This is a genomic window from Arthrobacter sp. SAFR-023 (assembly GCF_051965295.1).
In the GTDB taxonomy this organism is placed as follows: Bacteria; Actinomycetota; Actinomycetes; order Actinomycetales; family Micrococcaceae; genus Arthrobacter.
This window is the reverse complement of record NZ_JBQCMF010000008.1, coordinates 82,854-105,509: the sequence shown is the minus strand read 5'-3', so window position 1 is coordinate 105,509 and position 22,656 is coordinate 82,854. Positions and strand designations below refer to the sequence as shown.

Annotated in this window: 23 protein-coding genes; 18 read left to right on the top strand and 5 right to left on the bottom strand. The window is 67.7% G+C overall.

The window, feature by feature from the left end:
- Nucleotides 1-51 precede the first annotated feature (51 nt).
- On the top strand, nucleotides 52-267 hold the full coding sequence (locus tag ACTHQX_RS10505; RefSeq protein WP_236806243.1) for a hypothetical protein: 216 nt from the start codon (nucleotides 52-54) through the stop codon (nucleotides 265-267).
- 28 nt (nucleotides 268-295) lie between these two features.
- Here the strand turns inward: ACTHQX_RS10505 and ACTHQX_RS10500 are convergent, their stop codons facing one another.
- Nucleotides 296-1,372, bottom strand: a complete 1,077-nt coding sequence (locus tag ACTHQX_RS10500) for a diacylglycerol/lipid kinase family protein (RefSeq protein WP_440157410.1) — start codon at nucleotides 1,370-1,372, stop codon at nucleotides 296-298.
- 55 nt (nucleotides 1,373-1,427) lie between these two features.
- On the opposite strand from ACTHQX_RS10500, the gene serS reads away from it, so the two are divergent.
- Nucleotides 1,428-2,708, top strand: coding sequence for a serine--tRNA ligase (gene serS, locus ACTHQX_RS10495; protein ID WP_440157408.1), 1,281 nt, complete (start codon nucleotides 1,428-1,430; stop codon nucleotides 2,706-2,708).
- 125 nt (nucleotides 2,709-2,833) lie between these two features.
- Nucleotides 2,834-3,679, top strand: a complete 846-nt coding sequence (locus tag ACTHQX_RS10490) for an HAD family hydrolase (RefSeq protein ID WP_236806246.1) — start codon at nucleotides 2,834-2,836, stop codon at nucleotides 3,677-3,679.
- A gap of 28 nt (nucleotides 3,680-3,707) precedes the next feature.
- On the opposite strand, the gene ACTHQX_RS10485 is transcribed toward ACTHQX_RS10490, so the two are convergent.
- On the bottom strand, nucleotides 3,708-4,307 hold the full coding sequence (locus tag ACTHQX_RS10485; protein WP_236806247.1) for a hypothetical protein: 600 nt from the start codon (nucleotides 4,305-4,307) through the stop codon (nucleotides 3,708-3,710).
- A 159-nt stretch (nucleotides 4,308-4,466) separates the two neighbouring features.
- Nucleotides 4,467-4,955: an inorganic diphosphatase gene (locus ACTHQX_RS10480; RefSeq protein WP_003799714.1), complete on the bottom strand. Its 489-nt coding sequence runs from the start codon at nucleotides 4,953-4,955 to the stop codon at nucleotides 4,467-4,469.
- Between the two features lie 154 nt (nucleotides 4,956-5,109).
- Between ACTHQX_RS10480 and dacB the strand changes: the two genes are divergently transcribed.
- From dacB to ACTHQX_RS10405, 15 genes are all read left to right on the top strand, one after another.
- Nucleotides 5,110-6,624 (top strand): D-alanyl-D-alanine carboxypeptidase/D-alanyl-D-alanine endopeptidase, encoded by a 1,515-nt coding sequence (gene dacB / locus ACTHQX_RS10475; protein WP_440157405.1) that lies wholly within the window; start codon nucleotides 5,110-5,112, stop codon nucleotides 6,622-6,624.
- 91 nt (nucleotides 6,625-6,715) lie between these two features.
- The gene (locus tag ACTHQX_RS10470; RefSeq protein WP_440157403.1) at nucleotides 6,716-7,834 is read left to right on the top strand and encodes a zinc-dependent metalloprotease; all 1,119 of its coding nucleotides are present in this window, start codon (nucleotides 6,716-6,718) and stop codon (nucleotides 7,832-7,834) included.
- A 144-nt stretch (nucleotides 7,835-7,978) separates the two neighbouring features.
- The gene (gene tilS / locus ACTHQX_RS10465; RefSeq protein ID WP_440157401.1) at nucleotides 7,979-9,028 is read left to right on the top strand and encodes a tRNA lysidine(34) synthetase TilS; all 1,050 of its coding nucleotides are present in this window, start codon (nucleotides 7,979-7,981) and stop codon (nucleotides 9,026-9,028) included.
- A 29-nt stretch (nucleotides 9,029-9,057) separates the two neighbouring features.
- A complete protein-coding gene (hpt, locus tag ACTHQX_RS10460) occupies nucleotides 9,058-9,609 on the top strand; it encodes a hypoxanthine phosphoribosyltransferase (RefSeq protein WP_003799723.1) in 552 nt (183 codons plus the stop codon).
- Between the two features lie 400 nt (nucleotides 9,610-10,009).
- Nucleotides 10,010-12,076 carry an ATP-dependent zinc metalloprotease FtsH gene (gene ftsH / locus ACTHQX_RS10455; protein ID WP_440157399.1) on the top strand — a complete coding sequence of 689 codons (2,067 nt, stop codon included), beginning with the start codon at nucleotides 10,010-10,012 and terminating at the stop codon, nucleotides 12,074-12,076.
- Nucleotides 12,077-12,086: 10 nt separating this feature from the next.
- On the top strand, nucleotides 12,087-12,725 hold the full coding sequence (folE, locus tag ACTHQX_RS10450) for a GTP cyclohydrolase I FolE (protein WP_003799730.1): 639 nt from the start codon (nucleotides 12,087-12,089) through the stop codon (nucleotides 12,723-12,725).
- Nucleotides 12,726-12,735: 10 nt separating this feature from the next.
- On the top strand, nucleotides 12,736-13,656 hold the full coding sequence (folP, locus tag ACTHQX_RS10445; protein WP_190605657.1) for a dihydropteroate synthase: 921 nt from the start codon (nucleotides 12,736-12,738) through the stop codon (nucleotides 13,654-13,656).
- A gap of 25 nt (nucleotides 13,657-13,681) precedes the next feature.
- Nucleotides 13,682-14,041: a dihydroneopterin aldolase gene (folB, locus tag ACTHQX_RS10440; RefSeq protein ID WP_236806253.1), complete on the top strand. Its 360-nt coding sequence runs from the start codon at nucleotides 13,682-13,684 to the stop codon at nucleotides 14,039-14,041.
- Nucleotides 14,038-14,664, top strand: coding sequence for a 2-amino-4-hydroxy-6-hydroxymethyldihydropteridine diphosphokinase (folK, locus tag ACTHQX_RS10435; protein WP_440157396.1), 627 nt, complete (start codon nucleotides 14,038-14,040; stop codon nucleotides 14,662-14,664). Before folB ends, folK begins: the two co-directional genes overlap by 4 nt.
- Nucleotides 14,661-15,188 carry a DUF3180 domain-containing protein gene (locus tag ACTHQX_RS10430; RefSeq protein ID WP_236806255.1) on the top strand — a complete coding sequence of 176 codons (528 nt, stop codon included), beginning with the start codon at nucleotides 14,661-14,663 and terminating at the stop codon, nucleotides 15,186-15,188. The genes folK and ACTHQX_RS10430 overlap by 4 nt, the downstream gene beginning before the upstream one ends.
- Nucleotides 15,169-15,681: a PH domain-containing protein gene (locus ACTHQX_RS10425; protein WP_111903210.1), complete on the top strand. Its 513-nt coding sequence runs from the start codon at nucleotides 15,169-15,171 to the stop codon at nucleotides 15,679-15,681. Before ACTHQX_RS10430 ends, ACTHQX_RS10425 begins: the two co-directional genes overlap by 20 nt.
- A complete protein-coding gene (locus tag ACTHQX_RS10420) occupies nucleotides 15,678-17,159 on the top strand; it encodes a PH domain-containing protein (RefSeq protein WP_440157393.1) in 1,482 nt (493 codons plus the stop codon). Before ACTHQX_RS10425 ends, ACTHQX_RS10420 begins: the two co-directional genes overlap by 4 nt.
- Nucleotides 17,152-18,069: a Rossmann-like and DUF2520 domain-containing protein gene (locus ACTHQX_RS10415; RefSeq protein WP_236806257.1), complete on the top strand. Its 918-nt coding sequence runs from the start codon at nucleotides 17,152-17,154 to the stop codon at nucleotides 18,067-18,069. The genes ACTHQX_RS10420 and ACTHQX_RS10415 overlap by 8 nt, the downstream gene beginning before the upstream one ends.
- Before the next feature lie 32 nt (nucleotides 18,070-18,101).
- Nucleotides 18,102-19,031, top strand: a complete 930-nt coding sequence (locus tag ACTHQX_RS10410; protein ID WP_440157391.1) for a 4-phosphopantoate--beta-alanine ligase — start codon at nucleotides 18,102-18,104, stop codon at nucleotides 19,029-19,031.
- A gap of 150 nt (nucleotides 19,032-19,181) precedes the next feature.
- Nucleotides 19,182-20,693: an MDR family MFS transporter gene (locus tag ACTHQX_RS10405; RefSeq protein ID WP_440157390.1), complete on the top strand. Its 1,512-nt coding sequence runs from the start codon at nucleotides 19,182-19,184 to the stop codon at nucleotides 20,691-20,693.
- 83 nt (nucleotides 20,694-20,776) lie between these two features.
- On the opposite strand, the gene ACTHQX_RS10400 is transcribed toward ACTHQX_RS10405, so the two are convergent.
- Nucleotides 20,777-21,613, bottom strand: a complete 837-nt coding sequence (locus tag ACTHQX_RS10400) for an alpha/beta fold hydrolase (protein ID WP_440157388.1) — start codon at nucleotides 21,611-21,613, stop codon at nucleotides 20,777-20,779.
- Between the two features lie 60 nt (nucleotides 21,614-21,673).
- A complete protein-coding gene (locus ACTHQX_RS10395; RefSeq protein ID WP_440157386.1) occupies nucleotides 21,674-22,627 on the bottom strand; it encodes an alpha/beta fold hydrolase in 954 nt (317 codons plus the stop codon).
- Nucleotides 22,628-22,656: the final 29 nt, after the last annotated feature.

Sequence of the window (22,656 nt, the reverse complement as noted above, 5' to 3'; positions counted from 1 at the left end):
CGTATGCTTGCATGATCAACAAAGGGATGGCCCCAGCGAAAGGAGCGGGTCATGTCGGACAAGAATGACAATGACGGCCAGGGAATGATCGTCAACCCGAAGCCCACAGGTGATAACCAGGACTGGGACGGGGATGAGGCCGACCGTGCGGACCGCCTGCGCTTCGAAGAGGAGCAGGCCATGATCCGCGAACAGTCCGAGGCCCGGGCAGCCGCTAAGGCCGCTGCCGAGTCCGCCAAGCACGCCGGCACCGCCCAGTCAGCCTAGGGCGCAAACAGCCTAGGGGGCAGGCAGCCTAGGCGCGCGTTTCCAGGCGCGCGGTTTCTTCCCGCACCCGCACCAGCAGCGACCTCGGCTCCACCTGAACCGTCACCTTCGTGGCGTCCCCCGACGTGTCGCCGTCGAGCTGGGTGGGCATGGGTTCCGGGCACCTGATGACCACCTTGCCGGAACGGTACATGCTCATGACGGGCAGATGCCGCTTGTGCTTGAACAGGATCTTGGCGTACATCGCCAGCCAGCCCACGGCGCTCCGGGGGCTCATGACCACCACGTCCAGCATCCCGTCGTCGATCATGGCCTGCGGGATGAAGTCGATGCCGCCCGGCACCAGGCCGCAATTGGCAAAAAGGACGCTGCGGATCTTCCTCGACTGGTCAGGCTGGTCATCCAGCGAGATGGCGACCTTCTTCCTGCGCCCGGGAAGATGGCGCACGCCTGCTTCTGTGTAGGCAAGCCAGCCGACGGCGCGCTTGAGGCCATCATTCGTGTCGCCCACAACCTCTGCGTCCATGCCGATTCCGGCCATGACGAGGAACGAGTGGCTTGAGGAGTGGCCGGTGAGCGAGTTCTCGATTTCCATCCGCGCCGTGTCGATGAACCGCTGGTGGCCGAAGAGCGCCGTCTGGATATTGCCGTACAGGTCGTAGACGTTCAGGTCCACGTTGCGGGCCAGCAGGTTGCCGGTGCCGAGGGGGATCAGGCCCATGGCCACGCCCGTATGCGCAAGGGCCTCAGCCGCCACGCGCACTGTACCGTCGCCGCCGCCCACCAGAACGACGTCGGCCCCGTACTCCAGGGCCGCCCGGACCTGCGAGTGGCCCGGGTCCTCTACAGTCGTTTCGAAGAACCGCGGCTCCTCCCAGCCGGCAGTCAGGCAGGCGCGCTGGATGGTGGCGCGGGCTTCATCTGCCTTGGCTTTGATGGGGTTGAGGATGACGGCGACGCGCTGGCGTTCGAGGCCGTGTTCGTGGGCCGCCTCCCGCACCGCGCTGCGGATGTGCAGCGCCTTCAGCCTGCGCACGCCCCACCAGCTGGAGACGGCGAAGGCCAGCGCTGCAGCGATCAGGACGTAAAGAAGCAGGTCGCTCATGGTGCTCCAACACTATCCCGCCCGGAGTGTCCTGCGGATTCGATACCCTTGTCTGGTGATCGACGTAAAAGACCTCAGCGAAAACCCGGACAAGTTCCGCGCCAGCCAGCGCGCCCGCGGTGCGGACGAGACCCTGGTGGACGCGATCATCGACGCAGACGCCGCGCGCCGCACAGCACTGATCAGCTTTGAGAACCTCCGCGCCGAACAGAACGTGTTCGGCAAGAAAGTGGCGCAGGCCAAGGGCGAGGAAAAGCAGGCGCTGCTCGCCGAGGTCCGCGAACTTGCGGGAGCGGTGAAGGCTGCCTCGGCTGAAGCGGACGCAGCGCAGGCCAAGCAGGAAGAACTGCTGCGCACCATCCCCAACCTCATTGAAGACGGCGTGCCGGCAGGTGGCGAGGACGACTACGTTGTGGTCAAGACCGTGGGCACGCCGCGCGAATTCCCCGACTTCGAGCCCCGCGACCACCTCGAAATCGGCGAGCTGATCGGCGCGATCGACATGGAGCGCGGCGCGAAGGTCTCCGGGGCACGCTTCTACTTCCTCCGCGGAGTGGGCGCCCGGCTCGAAATGGCCTTGCTGCAGATGGCCATGGAACAGGCCATCGAGGCCGGCTTCATCCCTATGATCACCCCCACGCTCGTCCGGCCCGAGACCATGCAGGGCACCGGGTTCGACGTAAAGCACGACGCTGAGATCTACCGTCTCGCCGAGGACGACCTTTACCTGGTGGGTACCTCGGAGGTGCCCCTCGCCGGGTACCACGCGGACGAGATCCTGGACCTCTCCGCCGGCCCCATCCGCTTCGCCGGCCAAAGCTCCTGCTACCGCCGCGAGGCCGGTTCGCACGGCAAGGACACCCGCGGGATCATCCGCGTCCATCAGTTCAACAAGGTGGAGATGTTCATCTACACCACGGCGGAAGAGGCCGCGGCTGAACATGAGCGCCTGCTGGCCTGGGAAGAGCAGATGCTGGCCAAGTGCGAGCTGCCCTACCGTGTTATCGACACCGCCGCCGGCGACCTCGGCATGTCCGCAGCCCGCAAGTTCGACTGCGAAGCCTGGGTCCCGACCCAGGGCGCGTACCGCGAGCTGACGTCCACGTCCAACTGCACCACTTTCCAGGCGCGCCGCCTGAACATCCGTGAGCGCGTGTTCGCCGAGGACGGCAGCCCCAAGGGCACCCGTGCCGTGGCCACGCTCAACGGCACGCTGGCAACCACGCGCTGGATCGTCGCACTCCTGGAACACCACCAGAACGCCGACGGCTCGGTCAACGTGCCGGCGGCCCTGCAGAAGTACCTCGGCGGCCTCGAGGTCCTCCCCGTTCTTTAGGCACAAGCTTGGCATGCGGGTAAATACTCACACCGGGGACAACCTGTGGGTATTTACCCGCTGTTCACGCGCTGCTGTGCGCTGCGTCCTAGCTGCTGTCAGGGGCGTCTGCTCTACTAGGAAGCATGACTACATTGACTGAATTCTCAGCCGCCGGCACCGAAGACCGGCCAGAAGCACAACAGAAACTCATGATCGCCCTGGATGTGGACGGCACCCTCGTGGACCACGACGGCCACATGTCCGCTCCGGTCCGCGACGCCGCACAGGCTGTGGTGGCGGCCGGGCACGAGGTCATGATCGCCACCGGGCGGTCGCTCAACGCCACGCTTCCCATCATCGAACAGATCGGCCTGGACCGCGGTTACGCCGTCTGCTGCAACGGCGGCGTGACGCTGCGCCTGGACCCAGGGCTGCCCAACGGCTACGACATCATCCACAAGGCCACCTTTGATCCCGGCCCGGCGCTCCGCGCCCTCCGCAAGCGCCTGCCGGCGGCGAAATACGCGCTGGAGGACGAGGACGGGAACTTCCTCTCCACCGAGCGCTTCCAGGACGCGAGCTTCGGCGTCGAGGCCATCGGCGTCGACTTCCAGACCATGCTCGAGGCCACGGCCGTCCGCGTCGTCGTCTTCAGCGCGGAGAACACGCCGGAGGAGTTCAACGAAGCCATCGAACACATCGGTCTCGCCGGCGTGACCTATTCCGTCGGCTGGACCGCGTGGCTGGATATCGCCGCGGCCGGCGTCACCAAGGCCAGTGCACTGGAGAACCTCCGCAGCCGTCTCGGCGTCGATCCCGCCGCCACGGTTGCCATCGGCGATGGCCGCAACGACATCGAAATGCTCACCTGGGCGGGCCGCGGCGTGGCCATGGGACAGGCTCCGGAAGAAGTGGTGGCCGCCGCGGACGAGGTCACCAAGTCGGTATACGACGACGGTGCCGCCCACGTGCTGCGCGGCCTTTTGTAAGGACCGGCCCTAGTTGTAACAGGCGGCTCTAGCGCACGTCGAGGATCATCGAGAGGAGTCTGGCCGCTGCCGGCCGGGCCGCGTGCTCCTCGTTCCACTGCGACCTCGCCACAGCCTTGCTGACAGCCTGGGAGGTAATGCCAAGCTCGGCGGCCACGGTCTTCTGCTGGCCGCGCACCCCCGGGGTCATCAGGTCCAGCACGCGCCACTCTGCCTCGCTCCTGTCCCGGACTATGTGGCCAAGGAGGCGGAGCACCGACTCGGATTCGGCCGCGACGTCCGTCAGGGGACCCTCCACGGCCACGGGGATGCGCTCTTTGCTGTTGCGGAGGCGGTCCACGGCGCGGCGGGCGTAGATGAGGCCGTGCCCGCTGGCGTCCTTGATCTGGTTCGGCAGCGGCTCATTCACCGGGCCCACGCCGATCCCCACATACCAGGTCCCGCAGCGGAGTGCGATCAGGGCGGCATCCACCGCCTGGTGCGGGCAATCCACGATGCCCTGCACCTCGTCCTCGACGGAGCGGTCAAAGTCCAGTCGCGCCGGGATATGCCGTAGGTCCTTGAGGAGATGCGGGACCCGGTCGCCGTCGCGCCGGCTGTCTGTTTGATTGATAGTCAGCGTGAACATGGTGGACATCAGACTACCCGGTGGCCACGTCGAGGCAAGCCGGGAGCTGACGGCACGTTACGGATCTCACTCACGCCCGAACTGGCAGTTAACGGACGACGGCGGCAGGTGCGGTCCGCCTGGGACCTACCTACCGCCGTCGTCCGTTCGCCGCAGACGCTAGTGTGCTGCGGGCACGTAGCGCTTGATGGAAGCCTCAAGTTCGGCTTCGGCAGCAGCGCGGTCGGCCCAGCCTTCGGCCTTGACCCACTTGCCGGGCTCCAGGTCCTTGTAGCGGGTGAAGAAGTGCTCGATTTCCTTGATCAGGAATTCATTGACGTCGCTGACTTCCTGGATGTGGTCGAAGCGCGGGTCAGCCGGAACGCAGAGGACCTTGGCGTCCCCGCCGCCGTCGTCGGTCATGTTGAAGACGCCGATCGGACGGGCCTCAACGATGACGCCCGGGTGCAGATCGAAGTCCTGCAGGAGCACCAGTGCGTCCAGCGGGTCGCCGTCTTCGCCGAGGGTGTTCTCGAAGAAGCCGTAGTGGGTGGGGTACTGCATGGAAGTGAAGAGGACACGGTCCAGGCGGACTCGGCCGGTCTCGTGGTCGACTTCGTACTTGACGCGCGATCCCTTGGGGATCTCGATGGTCACGTCATGCTTCATGGAATGCTCCTCGACGATTGCTTGGTGTTCGCGGCACCCTCGATGATCAACCAAAAATGGACTGTCGGTGCCGCCGACTACTATTGAGGATATAGCGAGAGGCCCAGGTTTCAGGAACTAATGGGGTAATTTCAGGACTTTGAGGACCAGCAGCATGAGCGGCACCAGGGGCACGGCGAGCGGCCGCGGCAGGCTTTCAACAGGCAAACTTTCCAAACTGGTCCGGAGCTGGCCCACCCTCCTGATCACCGTGCTCCTTCTGGCGCTGGCCATTCCCGCCGGGCTGCTCATTGCGCCCGCGCTCACCGGTCCGGCCCGGTCCACGGCCCAGCCTGCCCAGACCCCCGCCTGGCAGCTGGTTCCGGAACGCCTGTCCGTGCCGCAGGGAATTGATCCGCTCAGCAGCGCCGCGCCGGTGCCGGTTCCCGCAGATGTTGCTGCCCGCCTGGACCCCCTCCTCAAGACCGACGGCGCCGGCTCCTTCACGGCCGTGGTCCAGGACGCCGCCACCGGCAAGGTCCTCTATGACCGGGAAGGCGCTGCAAACAGGATCCCGGCCTCCAACATGAAGCTCCTCACCGCCGTGGCCGCTTTGCGGGGGATCGGCCCCGAGGATCGGTTCAGCACAAAGGTGGTCGCCGAACCGGTTGCAGGGGCAACGTCGGCTGCTGCCGCCACGAGGTCCGTGGTGCTGGTGGGCGGTGGCGACGTCCTGCTCGGTGCCGGCGAATCCGCCGCGGACAAAATCCTGGGCCATGCCGGGCTCGGGACGCTGTCCAAACTGACTGTGGACTCGCTACGGAAGGGCGGCTTCAAGGGGCAGGTTCAGGTGCTTGTGGATGATTCCCTCTTCACCGGGCCGGCGCTGAACCCGGCCTGGAGCGCGGATGACGTTGCTGCCGGCGAGACGGCCCCGCTGTTTCCGCTCGCCCTGAATTCGGCACGGTTTGATCCTGCAGACACCACGGCCCCCCGGCCCCAGGACTCCGCCATCGCCGCGGGGGAGGCGTTCGCCGCCGGCCTTAAAGCGGCCGGTGCGGCCGCGGGCCTCACGGTGGCACCCGCCGTCGTACGTGTTGACGGAAAGCCGGCGGAGGCCAAAGTCCTCGCCGAAGTGCAGTCCGCGACGGTCAGCCAGCAGGTGGACCTCATGCTCCAGACCTCAGATAACTACCTCGCCGAAACCCTTGGCCGCATGACCGCGGTGGCAGGCGGCAAGCCTGCGACGAACGAGTCGGCCAAAGCCGCCGTGCTGGCCCAGCTCTCCGGCCTGGGCATTCCCACAGAGGGGATGGTCGCGGCCGATGTTTCCGGCCTTGCCCTCGCCAACCAGGTATCCGCCCGCCAGTTCTCGGAAGTGGTGCGCGCCATCACCAACGGCAAGGACACCCGGCTAAGGGCAGCGCTGGCGGGGTTTCCGGTGGCGGGGCTGACGGGGACGCTCGGCGACAGATATATCGACGAGTCCACGGCCGAGGGCGCCGGCCTGGTCCGGGCCAAAACGGGAACCCTGAACACGGTGATCGCGCTGAGCGGGTACGTGGTGGACGCCGACGGCAGGCTCCTGGTGTTCTCCTTCATCGGCAACGGCCTGACGCCGGGGGCCAAGGGCAACAAACCGGCACTGGACGCGGCGGCCACGGCACTGGCAGGCTGCGGCTGCAGCTAGGGCTGCCACTTGCTTCCGGGCAGCGCCGTGCCGGTTCGCCGGTCAGCGAACTTAAGGCGCGCTGACGGGCGCATATGTTCTGATGGAGCGTATGGAGTCCACTGCAAGCCAGTCATCCGCCCCGGCCCAGGCCCTCATTAACTGGGACCTTGCCGCGTCCGCCGCAGCACGGCTGGCTCCGCCGGGTCCGTCGCTGACTGCCGCCGAGATCGGGGACGCCGTCTCCCAGCTACGCGAGCTGGCGGATGCCTCCGTCCGGCACGTTCACCAGATCACCGGGCTGGAGGCTGCACGCGACCTCCGTGACTCATCGGTCCTGGTGGTGGACCGTGCGTCCTGGGCAAAGGCCAACACGCAGAGCTTCGCGGTGATGCTGAAGCCCGCCATCGATAAGATGCTGGAGAGCCGCCGCGGCACCATCAGCCCCGGAGCCGCCACCGTCAGCGGCGCCATCACCGGCAGCCAACTCGGCGCTGTGCTGGCATTCCTCTCCAGCAAGGTCCTGGGCCAGTACGATCCCTTCGCCGCCCTCGCCGAAGGATCACAGGCGCCGTCGGGAGGCCGCCTGCTGCTCGTCGCGCCCAACATCATCGCCGTCGAGCGCGAGCTCAATGTGGATCCCACGGACTTCCGGCTCTGGGTGTGCCTGCACGAGCAGACCCACCGGGTGCAGTTCGCCGCGGCACCCTGGCTCCGGCACCACATGCTGAACGAGATCGACAACCTCAGCGGGCACCTGCTGGGCAACGTCGACTCCCTGATGGAACGCGCTACAGCAGCCGCACGCTCGCTCAAGGACCGCGCCGGTTCGGGTTCCACTCCGGGCCGGGGCGCCATCCTCGATCTCCTGCAGGACCCCGAGGAAAAGGCCTCGCTGTCCCACCTCACGGCCGTCATGAGCCTGCTCGAAGGCCACGCCAACGTGGTGATGGACGCCGTGGACGCCAGCATCGTCCCGTCAGTGAAGACCATCCGGCAGCGGTTCAACGCCCGCGGCAAGGACAGGGGCGTCGTCGAGAAGTTCATCCGCAGCCTGCTGGGACTTGACGCCAAGATGAAGCAGTACAGCGACGGCGCCAAGTTCGTCCGGGCTGTGGTGGACGTGGCCGGGATGGACGGCTTCAACCGCGTTTGGGAAGCTCCGGCGAACCTCCCCACCGAGGAGGAGATCCACAACGCCCGGATCTGGCTCGACAGGATGGGTTTCTAGGTTTCCGTGCAGCACCTCCCCAACACTGCAGGCGCCCCCGTCCCCAGTGGACCGATCCCCAGCGGGCCGATCCCCAGCGGACCGATCCCCGGTGGAAGGCGGCGGCCAGGCCGGCTGGCTCCGGTTCTCGGCACGGCACGGAAAATGCTGCAGACTGCCCTGGCTGAAGCGGGTTACCCGGAACGGGTCCTGGTGGCGTGCAGCGGGGGCCCCGACTCCCTGGCCCTGGCCGCTGTGGCCGCCTACTTCGCCCGGCGCGGCCATGTGGATGGCCGGCCGGTGGCCGTGGGCGCGGTGGTGGTGGACCACCAGCTGCAGGCCGGTTCCTCCGACGTTGCCGCGAGAACCGCTGAGACCCTGCGGGAGCTCGGCCTGGACCCGGTGCAGATCCGCACGGTCGACGTCGCTTCCACCGGTTTCGGACCGGAAGCCGCAGCCCGCGATGCCCGCCACGCCGCACTCGACGTGGCGGCGGGGGAATGGGGAGCTGGCGCCATCCTGCTGGGGCACACCCTCGACGACCAGGCGGAGCAGGTGCTGCTGGGCTTGGCCCGGGGCTCGGGCACACGGTCCCTGGCCGGCATGCGGCCTGTGCGGGGGAAGCTGCTCCGGCCGTTCCTGGGCCTGCGCAGGGCAGACACCCTGGAAATTTGCCGCGCAGAGGAACTGGACGCCTGGCTTGACCCCAGCAATGCCGATCCCGCCTTCGCCCGCTCGCGGACCAGGGTGGAGGTCATGCCGGTGCTGGAGGAAAAACTCGGCCCGGGGGTGGCAGAATCCCTGGCCCGCACGGCTGCCATCCTGCAGCTGGATGCCGACTATCTGGAGGACGTGGCCAACAGCACTTACGCCTCGCTCGTTGAGCACGATGGCCCGGACGCCAGCCTCCCGGAGGCTGCCCTGACTGAACTGGCCCCGGCCATCAGGTTCCGGGTGATCGCGAAGGCCGCTGCCGGCGTCGGCGGCCAGCAGCCCAGCTATCAGCGCCTTTTGGCGGCGGAAGCACTGCTGCGGCGGAAGGGCTCAGCCGGTCCGGTGGAACTGCCCGGCGGGGTCAGCGTGTACCGTCTCTCGCTGGCCGAGCTGCAGGACCGGGAGCGTGCCCAGGGGCAGGGCGGGTCGGACGGCGTTCCCCGCGAGGCCGCCCGCTGTGGGAAGCTTGTATTCCGGCTTCATAAACCGTCCCGCAAATAGTCGCACCCGCATCTACACAGGAGCAATTGGTGGATTCATCCGACGTCCAGGCAGACCTCAAGCACGTTCTCTACACCAAGGAACAGATCCAGCAGCGCATCACCGAGCTCGCGGCCCAGATCGACAAGGACTACGAAGGCCGTGAAATCCTCATCGTGGGCGTGCTCAAGGGCGCGGTCATGGTCATGGCGGACCTTGCACGAGCACTGCACAGCCACATCTCCATGGACTGGATGGCCGTCTCCTCCTACGGTTCCGGCACGCAGTCCTCTGGCGTGGTGCGCATCCTCAAGGACCTGGACACGGACCTGATGGGCAAGGACGTGCTCATTGTTGAGGACATCATCGACTCCGGCCTCACGCTGTCCTGGCTGAAGACCAACCTCGAATCCCGCGGCACCGCGTCGGTGGAAATCTGCACTGCCTTCCGCAAGCCGACCGCCGCCAAGGTGGAGATCGACGTCAAGTACGTCGGCTACGACATCCCCAACGAGTTCGTGGTGGGCTACGGCCTGGACTACGCCGAAAAGTACCGCAACCTGGACTTCGTGGGCACCCTGGCCCCGCACGTCTACGAGTAAACGCCTGCCGCACAACGCGGCTCCGCATTTTGCACCGCTTTCGCTGACCGCGCCGCCGTTGAGCCCTGAAACCACGGGCTCGACGGCGGCGCGAGCCGCTTAAAGAGGTGCAGAAACGTGGGTCCGCGGGCCGGGATTAACTACCACCGGGAGTCCGGCCCAGCGATCCCGCGGGACTGTTTTCCGGGCAGTCCTGAAAGCGGTGCAGAAATGTGGCGGCACAGCCCAGTGAGGGCGCATCCCCGCCCCCACCAGCCACTACGCCCTGAGGGAACTTTTGTATTACGCCGTGCGTGAATTACTCCTGACGGTGTATAGCTAGAAGCGACGCAGCACCACACGCGCGCAGTCCTCGCGCCGTGCAGCACTACCAGGAGGGACGGGGCCAGCCCCCGAACAGATGAAAGCTAAGAGTTTCTTCAAGGGCCCGGGCATTTGGATCATTGTGGTGGTCGGCATGCTCCTGCTGGCCTTTGCAACGTTGGCTCCGGGCGGCTCGACGCGCATCGACACGCAGCCGGGCCTCGAGCTCCTCGCCCAGAGCGGCAAGGTGGAACAGGCCAAGATCTTCGACGGCGAAAACCGCGTCGACCTGGTACTGAAAGACAACCTCGTCATCGACGGCCAGGACAAGGGCAAGAACGTCCAGTTCTTCTTCGTCAATGACCGCGGCCCGGACGTCGTCAAGGCCGTGACTGCTGCCAACCCCTCCAAGGGCTACACGGACCAGCCGGTGGAGAGCAACTGGCTCTCGGGACTCTTCTCGCTGCTGGTGCCGGTGCTGCTGCTCGGCGTCCTGTTCTGGTTCCTGCTGTCCCGCATGCAGGGCGGCGGCTCCAAGGTCATGCAGTTCGGCAAGTCCAAGGCCAAGATGGTCAGCAAGGACATGCCGCAGGTGACCTTCGCTGACGTCGCCGGTGCAGACGAAGCCGTCGAGGAACTGCAGGAAATCAAGGAGTTCCTGCAGGAGCCCGCCAAGTTCCAGGCTGTCGGCGCCAAGATCCCCAAGGGCGTGCTGCTCTACGGCCCTCCGGGCACCGGCAAGACCCTGCTGGCCCGCGCCGTCGCCGGCGAGGCCGGCGTCCCGTTCTTCTCCATCTCCGGCTCGGACTTCGTGGAAATGTTCGTGGGCGTTGGCGCGTCCCGCGTCCGCGACCTCTTCGAGCAGGCCAAGTCCAACTCGCCCGCCATCATCTTCGTCGACGAAATCGACGCCGTCGGCCGCCACCGCGGTGCCGGCGTGGGTGGCGGCAACGACGAACGCGAGCAGACCCTCAACCAGCTCCTGGTTGAGATGGACGGCTTCGATGTCAAGACCAACGTCATCCTGATCGCGGCCACCAACCGGCCCGACGTGCTGGACCCGGCTCTGCTGCGTCCTGGCCGCTTCGACCGCCAGGTCTCCGTGGAAGCCCCGGACCTGATCGGGCGCGACCAGATCCTGCAGGTCCACGCCAAGGGCAAGCCCATGGCCTCCACCGTGGACCTGAAGGCCGTGGCCAAAAAGACCCCCGGCTACACGGGTGCAGACTTGGCCAACGTGCTCAACGAAGCTGCGCTGCTGACCGCCCGCTCCAACGCCAACCTGATTGACGACCGCGCACTGGACGAAGCGATCGACCGCGTCATGGCCGGCCCGCAGAAGCGCAGCCGCGTCATGAAGGAACACGAGCGCAAGATCACCGCGTACCACGAAGGCGGCCACGCCCTGGTGGCCGCGGCGCTGCGCAACTCCGCGCCGGTCACCAAGATCACCATCCTGCCTCGCGGCCGTGCCCTGGGCTACACCATGGTGGTCCCGGAAAACGACAAGTACTCCGTCACCCGCAACGAGCTCCTGGACCAGATGGCGTACGCCATGGGCGGCCGCGTGGCCGAGGAAATCGTCTTCCATGATCCGTCCACGGGCGCCTCGAACGACATCGAAAAGGCCACCTCCACGGCCCGCCAGATGGTCACGCAGTACGGCATGAGCGAACGGGTGGGTGCCGTGCGCCTGGGCCAGGGCGGCGGCGAGCCGTTCCTGGGCCGCGACGCGAGCCACGAGCGCAACTACTCCGACCAGATCGCCTACATCGTGGATGAGGAGGTCCGCCGCCTGATCGACCAGGCCCATGACGAGGCCTACGCCATCCTCACCGAGAACCGGGACGTCCTGGACCGGCTGGCCCTGGAGCTCCTGGAACGGGAAACCCTGAACCAGGCCGAAATCGCCGACGTCTTCCGCGACATCCGCAAGCGCGACTTCCGCGAGGTCTGGCTGTCCAAGGAAACCCGTCCGGTGCAGACTGCCGGTCCTGTGGAGTCCCGCCAGGAACGTGCCGAACGCGAGGCCCAGGAAGAAGCCAAGGAAGCCCGCCTCGAGGAACCGCTGGACGCGATGCCGCCGCACCCCCAGGGAGTTCCGGAGGATGCCTCCTTCCAGGGCGGAGTAACGGAAGCGGGACCAGACGGCCACCGCGGCTAAGCTCTTTGGTGTGACTCACTTCGACGACGACGACCTCACCGCCACCGCCGACCATTCGGCCGTGGGCGGATCGGGCCACCACCACAAGGTGGACAGGCCCCGGATTGAAGCAGCCGTGCGGGAAATCCTGCTGGCCATAGGCGAGGACCCGGACCGCGGTGGGCTGCAGGACACGCCCAAGCGCGTGGCCAAGGCTTATGCCGAGGTGTTTGCCGGCCTGCATCAGGACCCGGGCAGCGTGCTCGGCACTACGTTCGACCTCGACCACGAGGAACTCGTGCTGGTGAAGGACATCCCGTTCTACTCCACCTGCGAGCACCACCTGGTTCCGTTCCACGGCGTCGCGCATGTGGGGTACATCCCTTCGCACGACGGCAGAGTGACGGGCCTGAGCAAGCTGGCACGCCTGGTGGACATTTACGCCCGCCGCCCGCAGGTGCAGGAGCGCCTCACCACCCAGATCGTCGAAGCGCTGGTCACATTCCTCAAGCCGCGCGGAGCCATTGTGGTGGTGGAATGCGAACACATGTGCATGTCCATGCGCGGCATCCGCAAGCCCGGAGCCAAAACCGTCACAAGCGCGGTTCGCGGGCAACTTCATGACCCGGCCACCCGTGCCGAAGCCATGAGCCTGATACTCGGAAGGTAAAAAACAGACTATGGATTCCCTAGCTGCAGCACCTGGAACCGGACCCGCAACTTCACCCCTGCCCATCCTGCGCAAACCGCGGCCGGCAGCGAAGTTCGACGACCTGCCCACCGACCGCACGCTCGTCATGGGCATCCTCAACGTCACCCCGGACTCGTTCAGCGACGGCGGCAAGCACGCGACGGCGGACACCGCCATCGCCGCGGGCCTCCGGATGTTCTACGCGGGAGCCGACATCATCGACGTCGGCGGGGAATCCACCCGCCCCGGCGCGGAGGAAGTCAGCCCCGAGGAGGAGCAGCGGCGGGTGGTGCCTGTCATCGCAGCCCTCGTGAAGGCCGGCGCCCTGGTCAGCATCGACACCACCCACGTCTCCACTGCCGAGGCCGCGCTGAATGCCGGAGCGGCGATCATCAACGACATCTCCGGCCTCAGCATCGAACCCGGCATGGCCGAGCTCGTGGCGAAGACCAAGGTGCCGTATGTCCTGACCCACCGCCGCGGGGACGCCAAGACCATGACGTCCCTGACGGAGTACGACGACGTCGCGGACGACGTTGTCTCCGAGCTGAACGGCGTCCGCGACAAGCTGTACGCGGCCGGCGTCCTGCCCGAGCAGATCATCGTGGACCCGGGCATCGGGTTCTCGAAAACTGACGTGCAGAACTGGGAACTGCTGCGAAACCTGGACCGGCTCGATGCCATGGGCCACAAGGTGCTGGTGGGCGCGTCCCGCAAGCGCTTCCTGGGCACGCTCCTGACGGTCGCCGGCAAGGCGGCTCTTCCGGAAGAGCGCGACGCCGCCACGGCCGCCATCACTGCCATCAGCGCCGCCCGCGGCGCGTGGGCCGTGCGCGTGCACGACGTCGGATCCAGCCTTGACGCTGTGAAGGTCGCCGCCCGCATGTCCTCCCCGGACCACGGCAGCTGAGCAGGAAAGGCCGAGCAGAACCGCCATGGACAGGATCTCGCTGACCGGTGTCACCGCCACCGGCTACCACGGGGTGTTCGATTTTGAGCGCCGCGAAGGCCAGCCGTTCGTTGTGGACGCCGTACTGCATCTGGATTTCAGCCAGGCTGCGGCGTCGGACGACGTGCGCGATACCGCCCACTACGGCGAGGTGGCCGGACGGATCACCGACTGGATCACCGGCGAGCCCCTGAACCTGATAGAAGGACTGGCGGTGCGGATGGCCGAGGGCCTGCTCAAGGAGTTCAAAATCCAGGCCGTGGAGATCACGGTGCACAAGCCGAAGGCGCCCATCGAGGTGCCCTTCGGTGACGTCGCCGTCAGCGTCTTCCGGGAGCGGCCATGAACCCGGCACCCGCACTGCATGAGAAGCCGGTGCATGAGAAGCCGGTCCATGAGAAGCCGGTGCATGAGAAGGTGCCAGCCAAAATCGCCTACACACGCGCGGTGCTGGCGCTGGGCAGCAACCTCGGCGCGCGGAACGAGACGTTGTCCGAGGCCGTGGCGGACCTTGTGGACCGCCCGGAGGTGCGGCTCCTGGCCGTCTCGCCCATAGTGCAGACCAAGGCCGTCGGCGGCCCTGCCGGGCAGCCGGACTTCCTCAACATGGTGATTTCGGTAGAAACCTCGCTGGAACCGCTCGCACTGCTCCGGCACTGCCAGTCAGTGGAGAACAAGCACCACCGTGTCCGTGAGGTCCACTGGGGTCCGCGCACGTTGGACGTCGATGTAATCGTCTACGGGGACGTCGAAAGTTCCGATCCTGTGCTGACCCTGCCTCACCCGTTCGCCGCTGTGCGGGCCTTCGTGCTTTATCCCTGGTCCCAGATGGACCCCTCAGCCACCCTGAACGGGCAGCCGGTGGGGGAGCTGGCGGCCAGGGCCGCCGATTTCCCGGACCTGAAGCCGTTCGACGGCTTCGGGGACTTCGACGGCGTGCCGGACGTCGGGGCGGTGGAGCAGCCGTGAAACCCGTGAGCCCGCTGCTGCTCGCCGTCGTGGGCCTGGCCCTTGCAGTCGCCGGCTGGTCCGCTGCCGTCCTGACCGTCCGCTACGGCATGGCCACACCGGTCCTGCCGGCCACGGCGCTGGTCACCATGGGCGTGATCGTGGCCCTGACCCTGGTGCTGGGCATCCGCGTGCTCCGCTGGCGGAACGGCAAAAAGAAGAAAATGCTGAACCCCATCCTGGCGGCGTGGACGCTGGTCCTCGCCCAGGCCTGTGCCTACACCGGCGCGATGCTGCTGGGCTGGCACGCCGGGATCTTCCTGGACCAGCTGCGGTTCTGGAGCATCCGCAGCGGGCTGGACGTCACCTGGCTCGCCCTCGGCATGGCCGGCGGCGGGCTGGTCATGATCGTGGTGGGGCTCGTCGTCGAACGCTTCTGCAAGATCCCGCCGGAGGACGGCGAGACGGACGCCGCAGAGGGCCTGCCGGGCCAAGGCAGGGGCAAGGCCAAGGGGGAAGGCGAGTATGCCTACCGCGGCGATTGATCCCCCCGGGATCACCTGGCTGCGCGTGTCCCCGAAATACGTCACCGTCCGGCTCGTGGAGTGGGCCCTCGGCAACCTGGTGATGGTGGCCGTGCTGAGCCTGCCGCTGGTGTTTGTCCGGCTCGGCTGGTGGCGGTGGCCGCCGCTCTGGCTGGCCATTGGCCTTCCCGCTTTCATGCTGCTGCTGGCGCTGTGGCGGCTGGTCCTGATCCCGCGGCAGGTGCGGGCCATCGGCTACGCCGAGCGCGAGGACGACCTCCTCATCCGCGGCGGCATCTTCTTCCAGCGCGTCATGGTGGTGCCGTACGGCCGGATGCAGTACGTGGACATCAGCGCCGGGCCCGTGGAACGCGGGCTGGGCCTGTGCACCCTGAAGCTGCATACGGCATCCGCCGGAACCAACGCCGGCATCCCCGGACTTCCTGCCGCGGAAGGCGCCCGGCTCAGGGAACAGCTCTCGGCACGCGGCGAAGCCAGGCTGGCCGGGCTGTGAGCGCCGGCGGCCTCGCTTCCGGAAAGCCCGACGGCGAGTGGCTGCGCGTGCACCCGGCGACACCCTTTGTCCGGGGCTGGGTTGCGCTGGCCGCCATCGGCTACTTCTTCGGGCGTGACAGTTTTGAACGGATGCTGCAGGGCCAGCCGCTGATCGATGACCGCCTCGCGGGGCGCGCCCCGTGGCTCCTGGGCGCCGGGGCACTGATGCTGGTGCTGGCGGTCCTGAGCTTCATCCTGTCCTGGTATTTCACCCGGTACCAGGTGGCGGAGGGCTACGTCCGGGTCAACACCGGCTTCCTGTTCAAGCAGCAGCGGCAGGCGAGGCTGGACCGGGTCCAGGCCATCGACATCGTCCAGCCGCTGCTCGCCAGGATCTTCGGCCTCGCGGAACTGAAGTTCGAAGTTGCCGACGCCGGCGAGTCGGCCGTCCGCCTGGCCTACCTGCGAATTGGCGATGCCCGCCAGCTGCGCGCCACCATCCTCGCCCGCGCCTCAGGCGTCCGGCTAGACCCCGCGCAGCCCGAAGCAGCCGCTCCCGAGGCGCCGGAGCAGCAGGTCCTGCAGGTCCCGCCGTCGCGCCTGATTGGCTCGCTCCTGCTCAGCGAGCAGACAGTATTCATTGTCCTGGGTGCCGCGGCGTCCGTGGTGCTGTCCGCGCTCACCGAGAACAGGGCTTTCTTCCTGTACCTGATTCCGGCGGCGCTGGGTTTCGTGGCCGCATACTGGAGCTCGTTCAACAAGGGCTACAACTTCACCGCGGCCATTTCCCCGGACGGGATCCGGCTCCGGTACGGGCTGCTCGACACGCAGGCGCAGACACTGCCGCCGGGCCGGATCCAGGCGCTGAAGGTGGCGCAGCCGCCGCTGTGGCGCCTGTTCGGCTGGTACCGCATGCAGGTCAATGCCGCCGGTTACGGGGCCGGGGCGAACAACGGCGAGGGGGGCTCCCGCACCACGCTGCTGCCGGTGGGGAAGTGGGACGACGTCCTGAACATGCTGGCCCTAGTGCTGCCCGATCCGGGGACCGCCGATCCGCTGCGCATTTTCCACCAGGGCGTGAACGGTCTGGATTCCGACGGCGGTTTTGTCACCACGCCGCGCCGGGCGCGGCTGCTGGCGCCGCTGGGCTGGAGGCGCAACGCCTTCGCGGCCACGGACACCGCGCTGCTCATGCGGTCGGGCCGCTGGTGGCGGCAGCTTGTGGTGGTGCCGCACCAGCGGACGCAGTCGATTGCGCTGCAGCAGGGACCCCTGGCGCGCCGGTTCGGGCTGGCCGACCTCGTGCTGCACACCACTGCCGGGCCTGTCGCCCCACGCGTGATCCAGGCGGACCTCCGGGAGGCGCAGGCGCTCTTCGACGCGCAGGCGGCCCGCGCGAGGGCGGCCCGGCGGCGGCAGACGAGCGAACAGTGGCTGGCCCAGCTCGATCAGCGACCAGCTCCAGCACCCCAACAGGAAGGCCAGCAACGTGGCTAAGCCAGGACGCCTCGGCGTCGGGATTATCGGTGCCGGCAAAGTGGGTGCTGTCCTCGGTGCGGCGCTCCGCGCGGCTGAGCACGCCGTCGTCGGGGTTTCCGCCGTGTCCGACGCGAGCCGGGAACGGGCCGAAACCCTGCTGCCCGGCGTTCCCGTCCTGGAGATCCAGGACATCGTGGAACGCTCCGAACTGGTGCTCCTGGCCGTTCCGGATGATGCCCTCGGCGGCCTGGTGGAGGGGCTCGCCAAGCTCGGCGCGTGGCAGCCCGGGCAGCTCGTGGCGCACACCTCGGGCCGGTTCGGTGTCGGCGTGCTGCATCCGGTCCGGGCGGCCGGTGCCGTGCCGCTGGCGCTGCACCCGGCCATGACCTTCACGGGCATGAGCCTCGACCTGACCCGGCTGCTGGACTGCACGTTCGGTGTCACGGCGGACGCCGCCATGCTTCCCATCGCCCAGGCGCTCGTCGTCGAGATGGGGGCCGAACCCGTGGTCATCGCCGAGGGTGACCGCACCATCTACCACGCGGCCCTGGCCCACGGTTCGAACCACTTGGTCACGCTCGTGGCGCAGGCGTCGCAGCTGCTGGCCGAGGTGGGCGTGGAGGCTCCGGACCGCATGCTCGGGCCGCTGCTGCGGGCCACCCTGGAGAACGCCCTCGCCTCCGGCGAGTCCGCACTGACGGGCCCGGTGGCGCGGGGGGACGCCGGCACGGTGGAGGCGCACGCCCGCGCGCTGCGGGAGCATGACGGCGGGACCGGCGGCGACGTTCTCGCCGCGTACCTGGCCATGGCCCAGGCCACCGCCAGGCGGGCGGAACGGCGGGGCCTGCTGAAGCCGGATCAGGCGGAGAAAATTCGCATCGCGCTTGAGAGCACAGACGACGACGGCCAGGATGACGGCCGTGCATGAAACCGGCCACGGGGCCAAGGGAGGACACTGACATGCCAATCCGACTCGTAACGACGGCGGACTCCCTCCGTGGGGAAAGCCGGCTGCTGCTGACGCAAAAGAACGGCTCGTCCCTGGGCCTTGTGCCCACCATGGGCGCCCTGCATGCGGGCCACGGGCGGCTGGCCCGAACCGCCGCCGAACAGAATGACGTTGTGGTGGCCTCCATCTTTGTGAACCCGCTGCAGTTCGGCGAGGCGCAGGACCTGGACCGCTATCCGCGGACCCTCGAGGCGGACATGGCGCTGCTCGAGGAGCAGGGCGTGGATCTGGTCTTCGCTCCGTCGGTCGAGGAGATGTACCCCGACGGGCCGCCGATGGTCAGAATCACTGCCGGCCCGCTCGGGGAGAAATGGGAGGGCGCATCCCGGCCCGGCCACTTCGACGGCGCGCTCACCGTGGTGGCCAAGCTGCTGCACCTGGGCATCCCCGGCACCGGCCTGCCCGGCGGCCGCGCCTTCGTTGCCGCCTCGGGCGGCGGCCTGCCGGCGTACCGAGCCTACTTCGGGCAGAAGGACGCCCAGCAGCTGGCGCTGGTCCGCCGCATGGTGGCCGACCTGGACTTCCCCGTGGAGATCGTTGCCGTGCCAACCGCCCGCGACTCCGACGGGCTGGCGCTGTCCAGCCGGAACCGCTTTCTTTCCGGCGAGGAGCGTGAGGCGGCGCTGGTGCTGTCCCGCGCGCTGCGCCTCATTGAGGAGCGGGCGAACGCGAACGAGCCGCTCGATGTCGGTTCGGCCAGGGCCCTGATCGAGTCCCAGCCCCTGGTCCGGCTGGACTACCTCGACGTCGTCGATCCCGCCACGCTGGAGCCGCTCGCCGAGAACTGCCACGAGACACCCTTCCGCGGTGAAGGGCTGGCACTGGTTGCCGCGAAGGTTGGCGCCGTGCGGCTGATCGACAACGTGCCGCTCCACTCCTGACGGGGCGCAGTGGCCAGCGCTCAGCTCCCGGGTGACATGAATCTCGTTGACTAAATTCCGTGTACGGGAATGGGTCCCGCCACTACACTGTTGGAGTCTGCAGCGGCGCTGACCGCCAGCCACCAATTCCAACACCCTGAGGGTCTCGCCATGTCTACCAAAGTCACGCCCAATTCGAACGGCGAACCTGCCCAGGAGCCGGCGGCTCCCGTTGCATCCCCGGCCGCAGCACCGGCGCCGGTCGCAGCACCGCCCTCGGGCAAGATGTCGCGCGAGTCCGTGACGGTGATCGCCACGCTGCTGGTGGCCACCTTCGTGGTGATCCTCAACGAAACCATCATGAATGTAGCCCTGCAGCGGCTCATGGTGGACCTGCGCGTGGATGCCCCCACCGTCCAGTGGCTCTCCACAGGGTTCATGCTGACCATGGCGGTGGTGATTCCGACCACGGGGTTCATCCTCCAGCGGCTGTCCACGCGGTCCGTCTTCCTCCTGGCGATGGGCCTATTCGCCGGCGGCACAGCCCTCGCCGCTGCGGCGCCCGGCTACGAAATCCTCCTGCTCGCACGGATCATCCAGGCCGGCGGCACCGCCATCATGCTTCCGCTGCTGATGACCACCATCCTCACGCTGGTGCCGCTGGCCCGCCGCGGCGCCGTGATGGGCAACGTCAGCATCGCCATCTCCGTTGCACCGGCCATGGGACCCACCGTCTCCGGATTCATCCTGCAGCACTTCTCCTGGCGCTTCATGTTCATCTTCGTCCTGCCCATCGCGCTGGCTGCGCTGGCCATTGGCGCAAAGTTCCTGACCAACATCGGCGAGACAGAAAAGTCCAAACTCGACTTCCTCTCCGTGGTGCTGACCGTCCCCGCCTTCGGCGGCCTCGTCTACGGCCTCAGCCAGATCGGAGGCGGCCACGGGGGCAGCAGCGGCCCGAGCCCGCTTGCCGTAGTGGCTCTGGTCGCCGGCGTCGCCGGCCTTGCCGCGTTCACGTTCCGCCAACTCCGGCTGCAGAAGTCCGAGGCCCCGCTGCTGGACCTGCGGGCCTTCAACTTCAGGATGTTCACGGTCTCCGTGCTGCTGATGGTGGTGTCCATGGTGGCCCTGTTCGGCGCCGTGATCCTGCTGCCGCTGTACCTGCAGGAAATCCGCGGCCTGCAGGCCCTCGAGACCGGCCTGGCCCTGCTGCCCGGTGGCCTGGCCATGGGCCTGCTCGGCCCGGTGATCGGCCGCCTGTTCGACAAGGTGGGGCCGCTGCCGCTCACGGTCACCGGATCCTCGCTGATGGTCCTGACACTGTGGCAGTTCTCGATGCTCGACGCCGGCACTCCGGTCTGGTGGATCGTCACCCTGCACGTCGGGCTCAGCTTCGGGCTGGCGCTGCTCTTCACGCCCGCGTTCACCACCGGCCTGAACCCGCTGCCGCCGCACCTGTACTCTCACGGCTCCGCCATCATGAGTACCCTGCAGCAGGTGGCCGGCGCGGCGGGCACCGCGCTGCTCGTGTCCATCTTCGCCTTCGTTTCGGCGGCCTCCGGCCTCGTTGCGGGCATGAACGCAGCGTTCCTGACGGCGACCGTCATTGCCGTTGCCGCCGTCGTCCTCTCCACCATGATGCGGAAGACTGCCGGCGCCGAAGGAGCACCCGCGGCCCACTAGGACCCACCTCAAAAGCAACGCGGGGTCACTTCGCGCCCAGTCCGGAGGGTTAATTGGGCGCGATGTGACCCCGCGTTGCTTTGTTAACCGGCGAAGAAGTCGCTGAGCTCGGTGATGAGCCGGTCCGGAGCGCGGTTGACGCCGTCGTGCCCGAAGCCCGGCAGGATGGTGTAGCTGGAGCCGGAGAGGACGTCGTGGATCTGGCCGCAGGCCACGCCGAAGTAGGCCGGGCTTTTCTCGCCCACGATGATGAGCGTCTCCAGCGGCAGCGCCAGGAACGGCTCGGCCGGCATGTCGGCCGCGATGATCGCCTTGATCTCCCGCACGCCGGTGCGCATCATTTCCCGTTGCTGCTTGCCCACTGAGGTCCCCGCCGTGAGCTTGTTGGCGAGGGTCATCATGGACAGCGGCATGCGGGAGGAGAAGACGCTTTCGGCCTCCAGCCCGCGGAGCAGGACGGCGAGGGCGCGGTCATCGTCTCCGGCCGCTGTTGCCCGCTCGTATTCCGTGGTCCAGTCCGCCTTGACGCTGTGGTTGACGGAGACCGCGGGGTCGTACACGGCGAGCCGTTCCACCGGGAGCGTCCGGGCCGCGTGCAGGGCCACGGCCCCGCCGAAGCTGTGGCCAAAGACGTCGGTGCTGGACGTGTGCTTCATGACGGCGTCGAGGTCGCGGATGTCGACGTCCAGGGTGTAGTCGCCGGCCTGTTCGGAGGAGGCGCCCCGGCCGCGGCGGTTGAACGTGTGCACCGGCCGGCCCAGGGACGCGCTGAGCTTTTGCGCAAAGCGGGTGTAGTCCGCCGCCGTCACCATGGAAGAGATTACGACGACGACGCCGGAACCGGCCGTGGCCAGCTCCTCGCCAGTGCTGAACAGCTCAAGCTTGCCGCCGTCAGGTGTGCTGATGATCTCGCGAGTCATGCTCCGAGCCTATCGGAGGCCGGCGTGTGCCGACAGCCGGCCATAGCCGGGCGCCGGCGGCTATGGCCGCCGGCGCTTCTTGCTCTGGGAAGTGATGGTCCCGTCGGTGCCGTTCAGGAAGCGGGCGATCCGAATGGCCAGGCGTTTGCCCGGCCGGATCGGCCCCTCGTGCAGCTGGCCCGGAACCACCGCGAAGTCGATCGCCGGCACGGCCGACGCCAGTTGCCGGCCGGTGTCGGCGAAGTATCCCGGGCTCCAGCCGCCGCTGAGCATCAGCGTTGGGGTGGCCAGTTCCGTGAAATCCGTGAGCTCCGCGTCGGCGTCCAGCACGGCCCGCATTTCCTTGACGGCCGTGGGCAGCAGCTCCCGCATTTCCGCGCCCACATTGGTCCGGGCCGACATGATGCTGAGCATCCGCAGCGCGCCGAGGGGCAGGTACGACAACGGGCCGGCCGTGGCCAGCCCCTGCACCAGGTGCGCCCAGGCATGGTTGAGCTGGCCGTCCGTCACGGCCTGCTCCAGTTCCGGCCGCCAGCGGTGGTGCAGGTTGCCGGAGAGGGACACCGCGGCGTCGTACGTGACCAGCCTGCGAAGCGGCAAGTCACGTGCCGCCTGGAGAGCCACGAAGCCGCCGAAGCTGTGCGCCACCAAATCTTCGGAGCCCGTTGCCTTCATCACGGCGGCCAGGTCCCCGATCTCGGTCTTGACCGAATAGTCGTCCGGCTGCGGTGCGGAACCGGCGCGGCCGCGGCGGTTGTAGCAGTGCACCGGCCGGCTCAGCAGGAGGCTCAGGTTGCGGGCGAACGGCCGGTACAGCGCGTCGGTCACCAGTGTTCCGTGAATAAGGACGACGCCGGGCGCCGTGACCGGGGCCGGGTCACCTTCCGCGGAGGTGCTGCCGGCGGTGCTGCCACCAGAATTGCTTCCTTCGGCACCGGTGAGTGCTGCGGGCCTGAAGGAATGCACCTCAAGGCGGCTGCCGTCGTCGTCCGTCTCAACTGTCCAGGTCTCCACAGCCCGAGTCTATGCCCCACCCCCTTTGG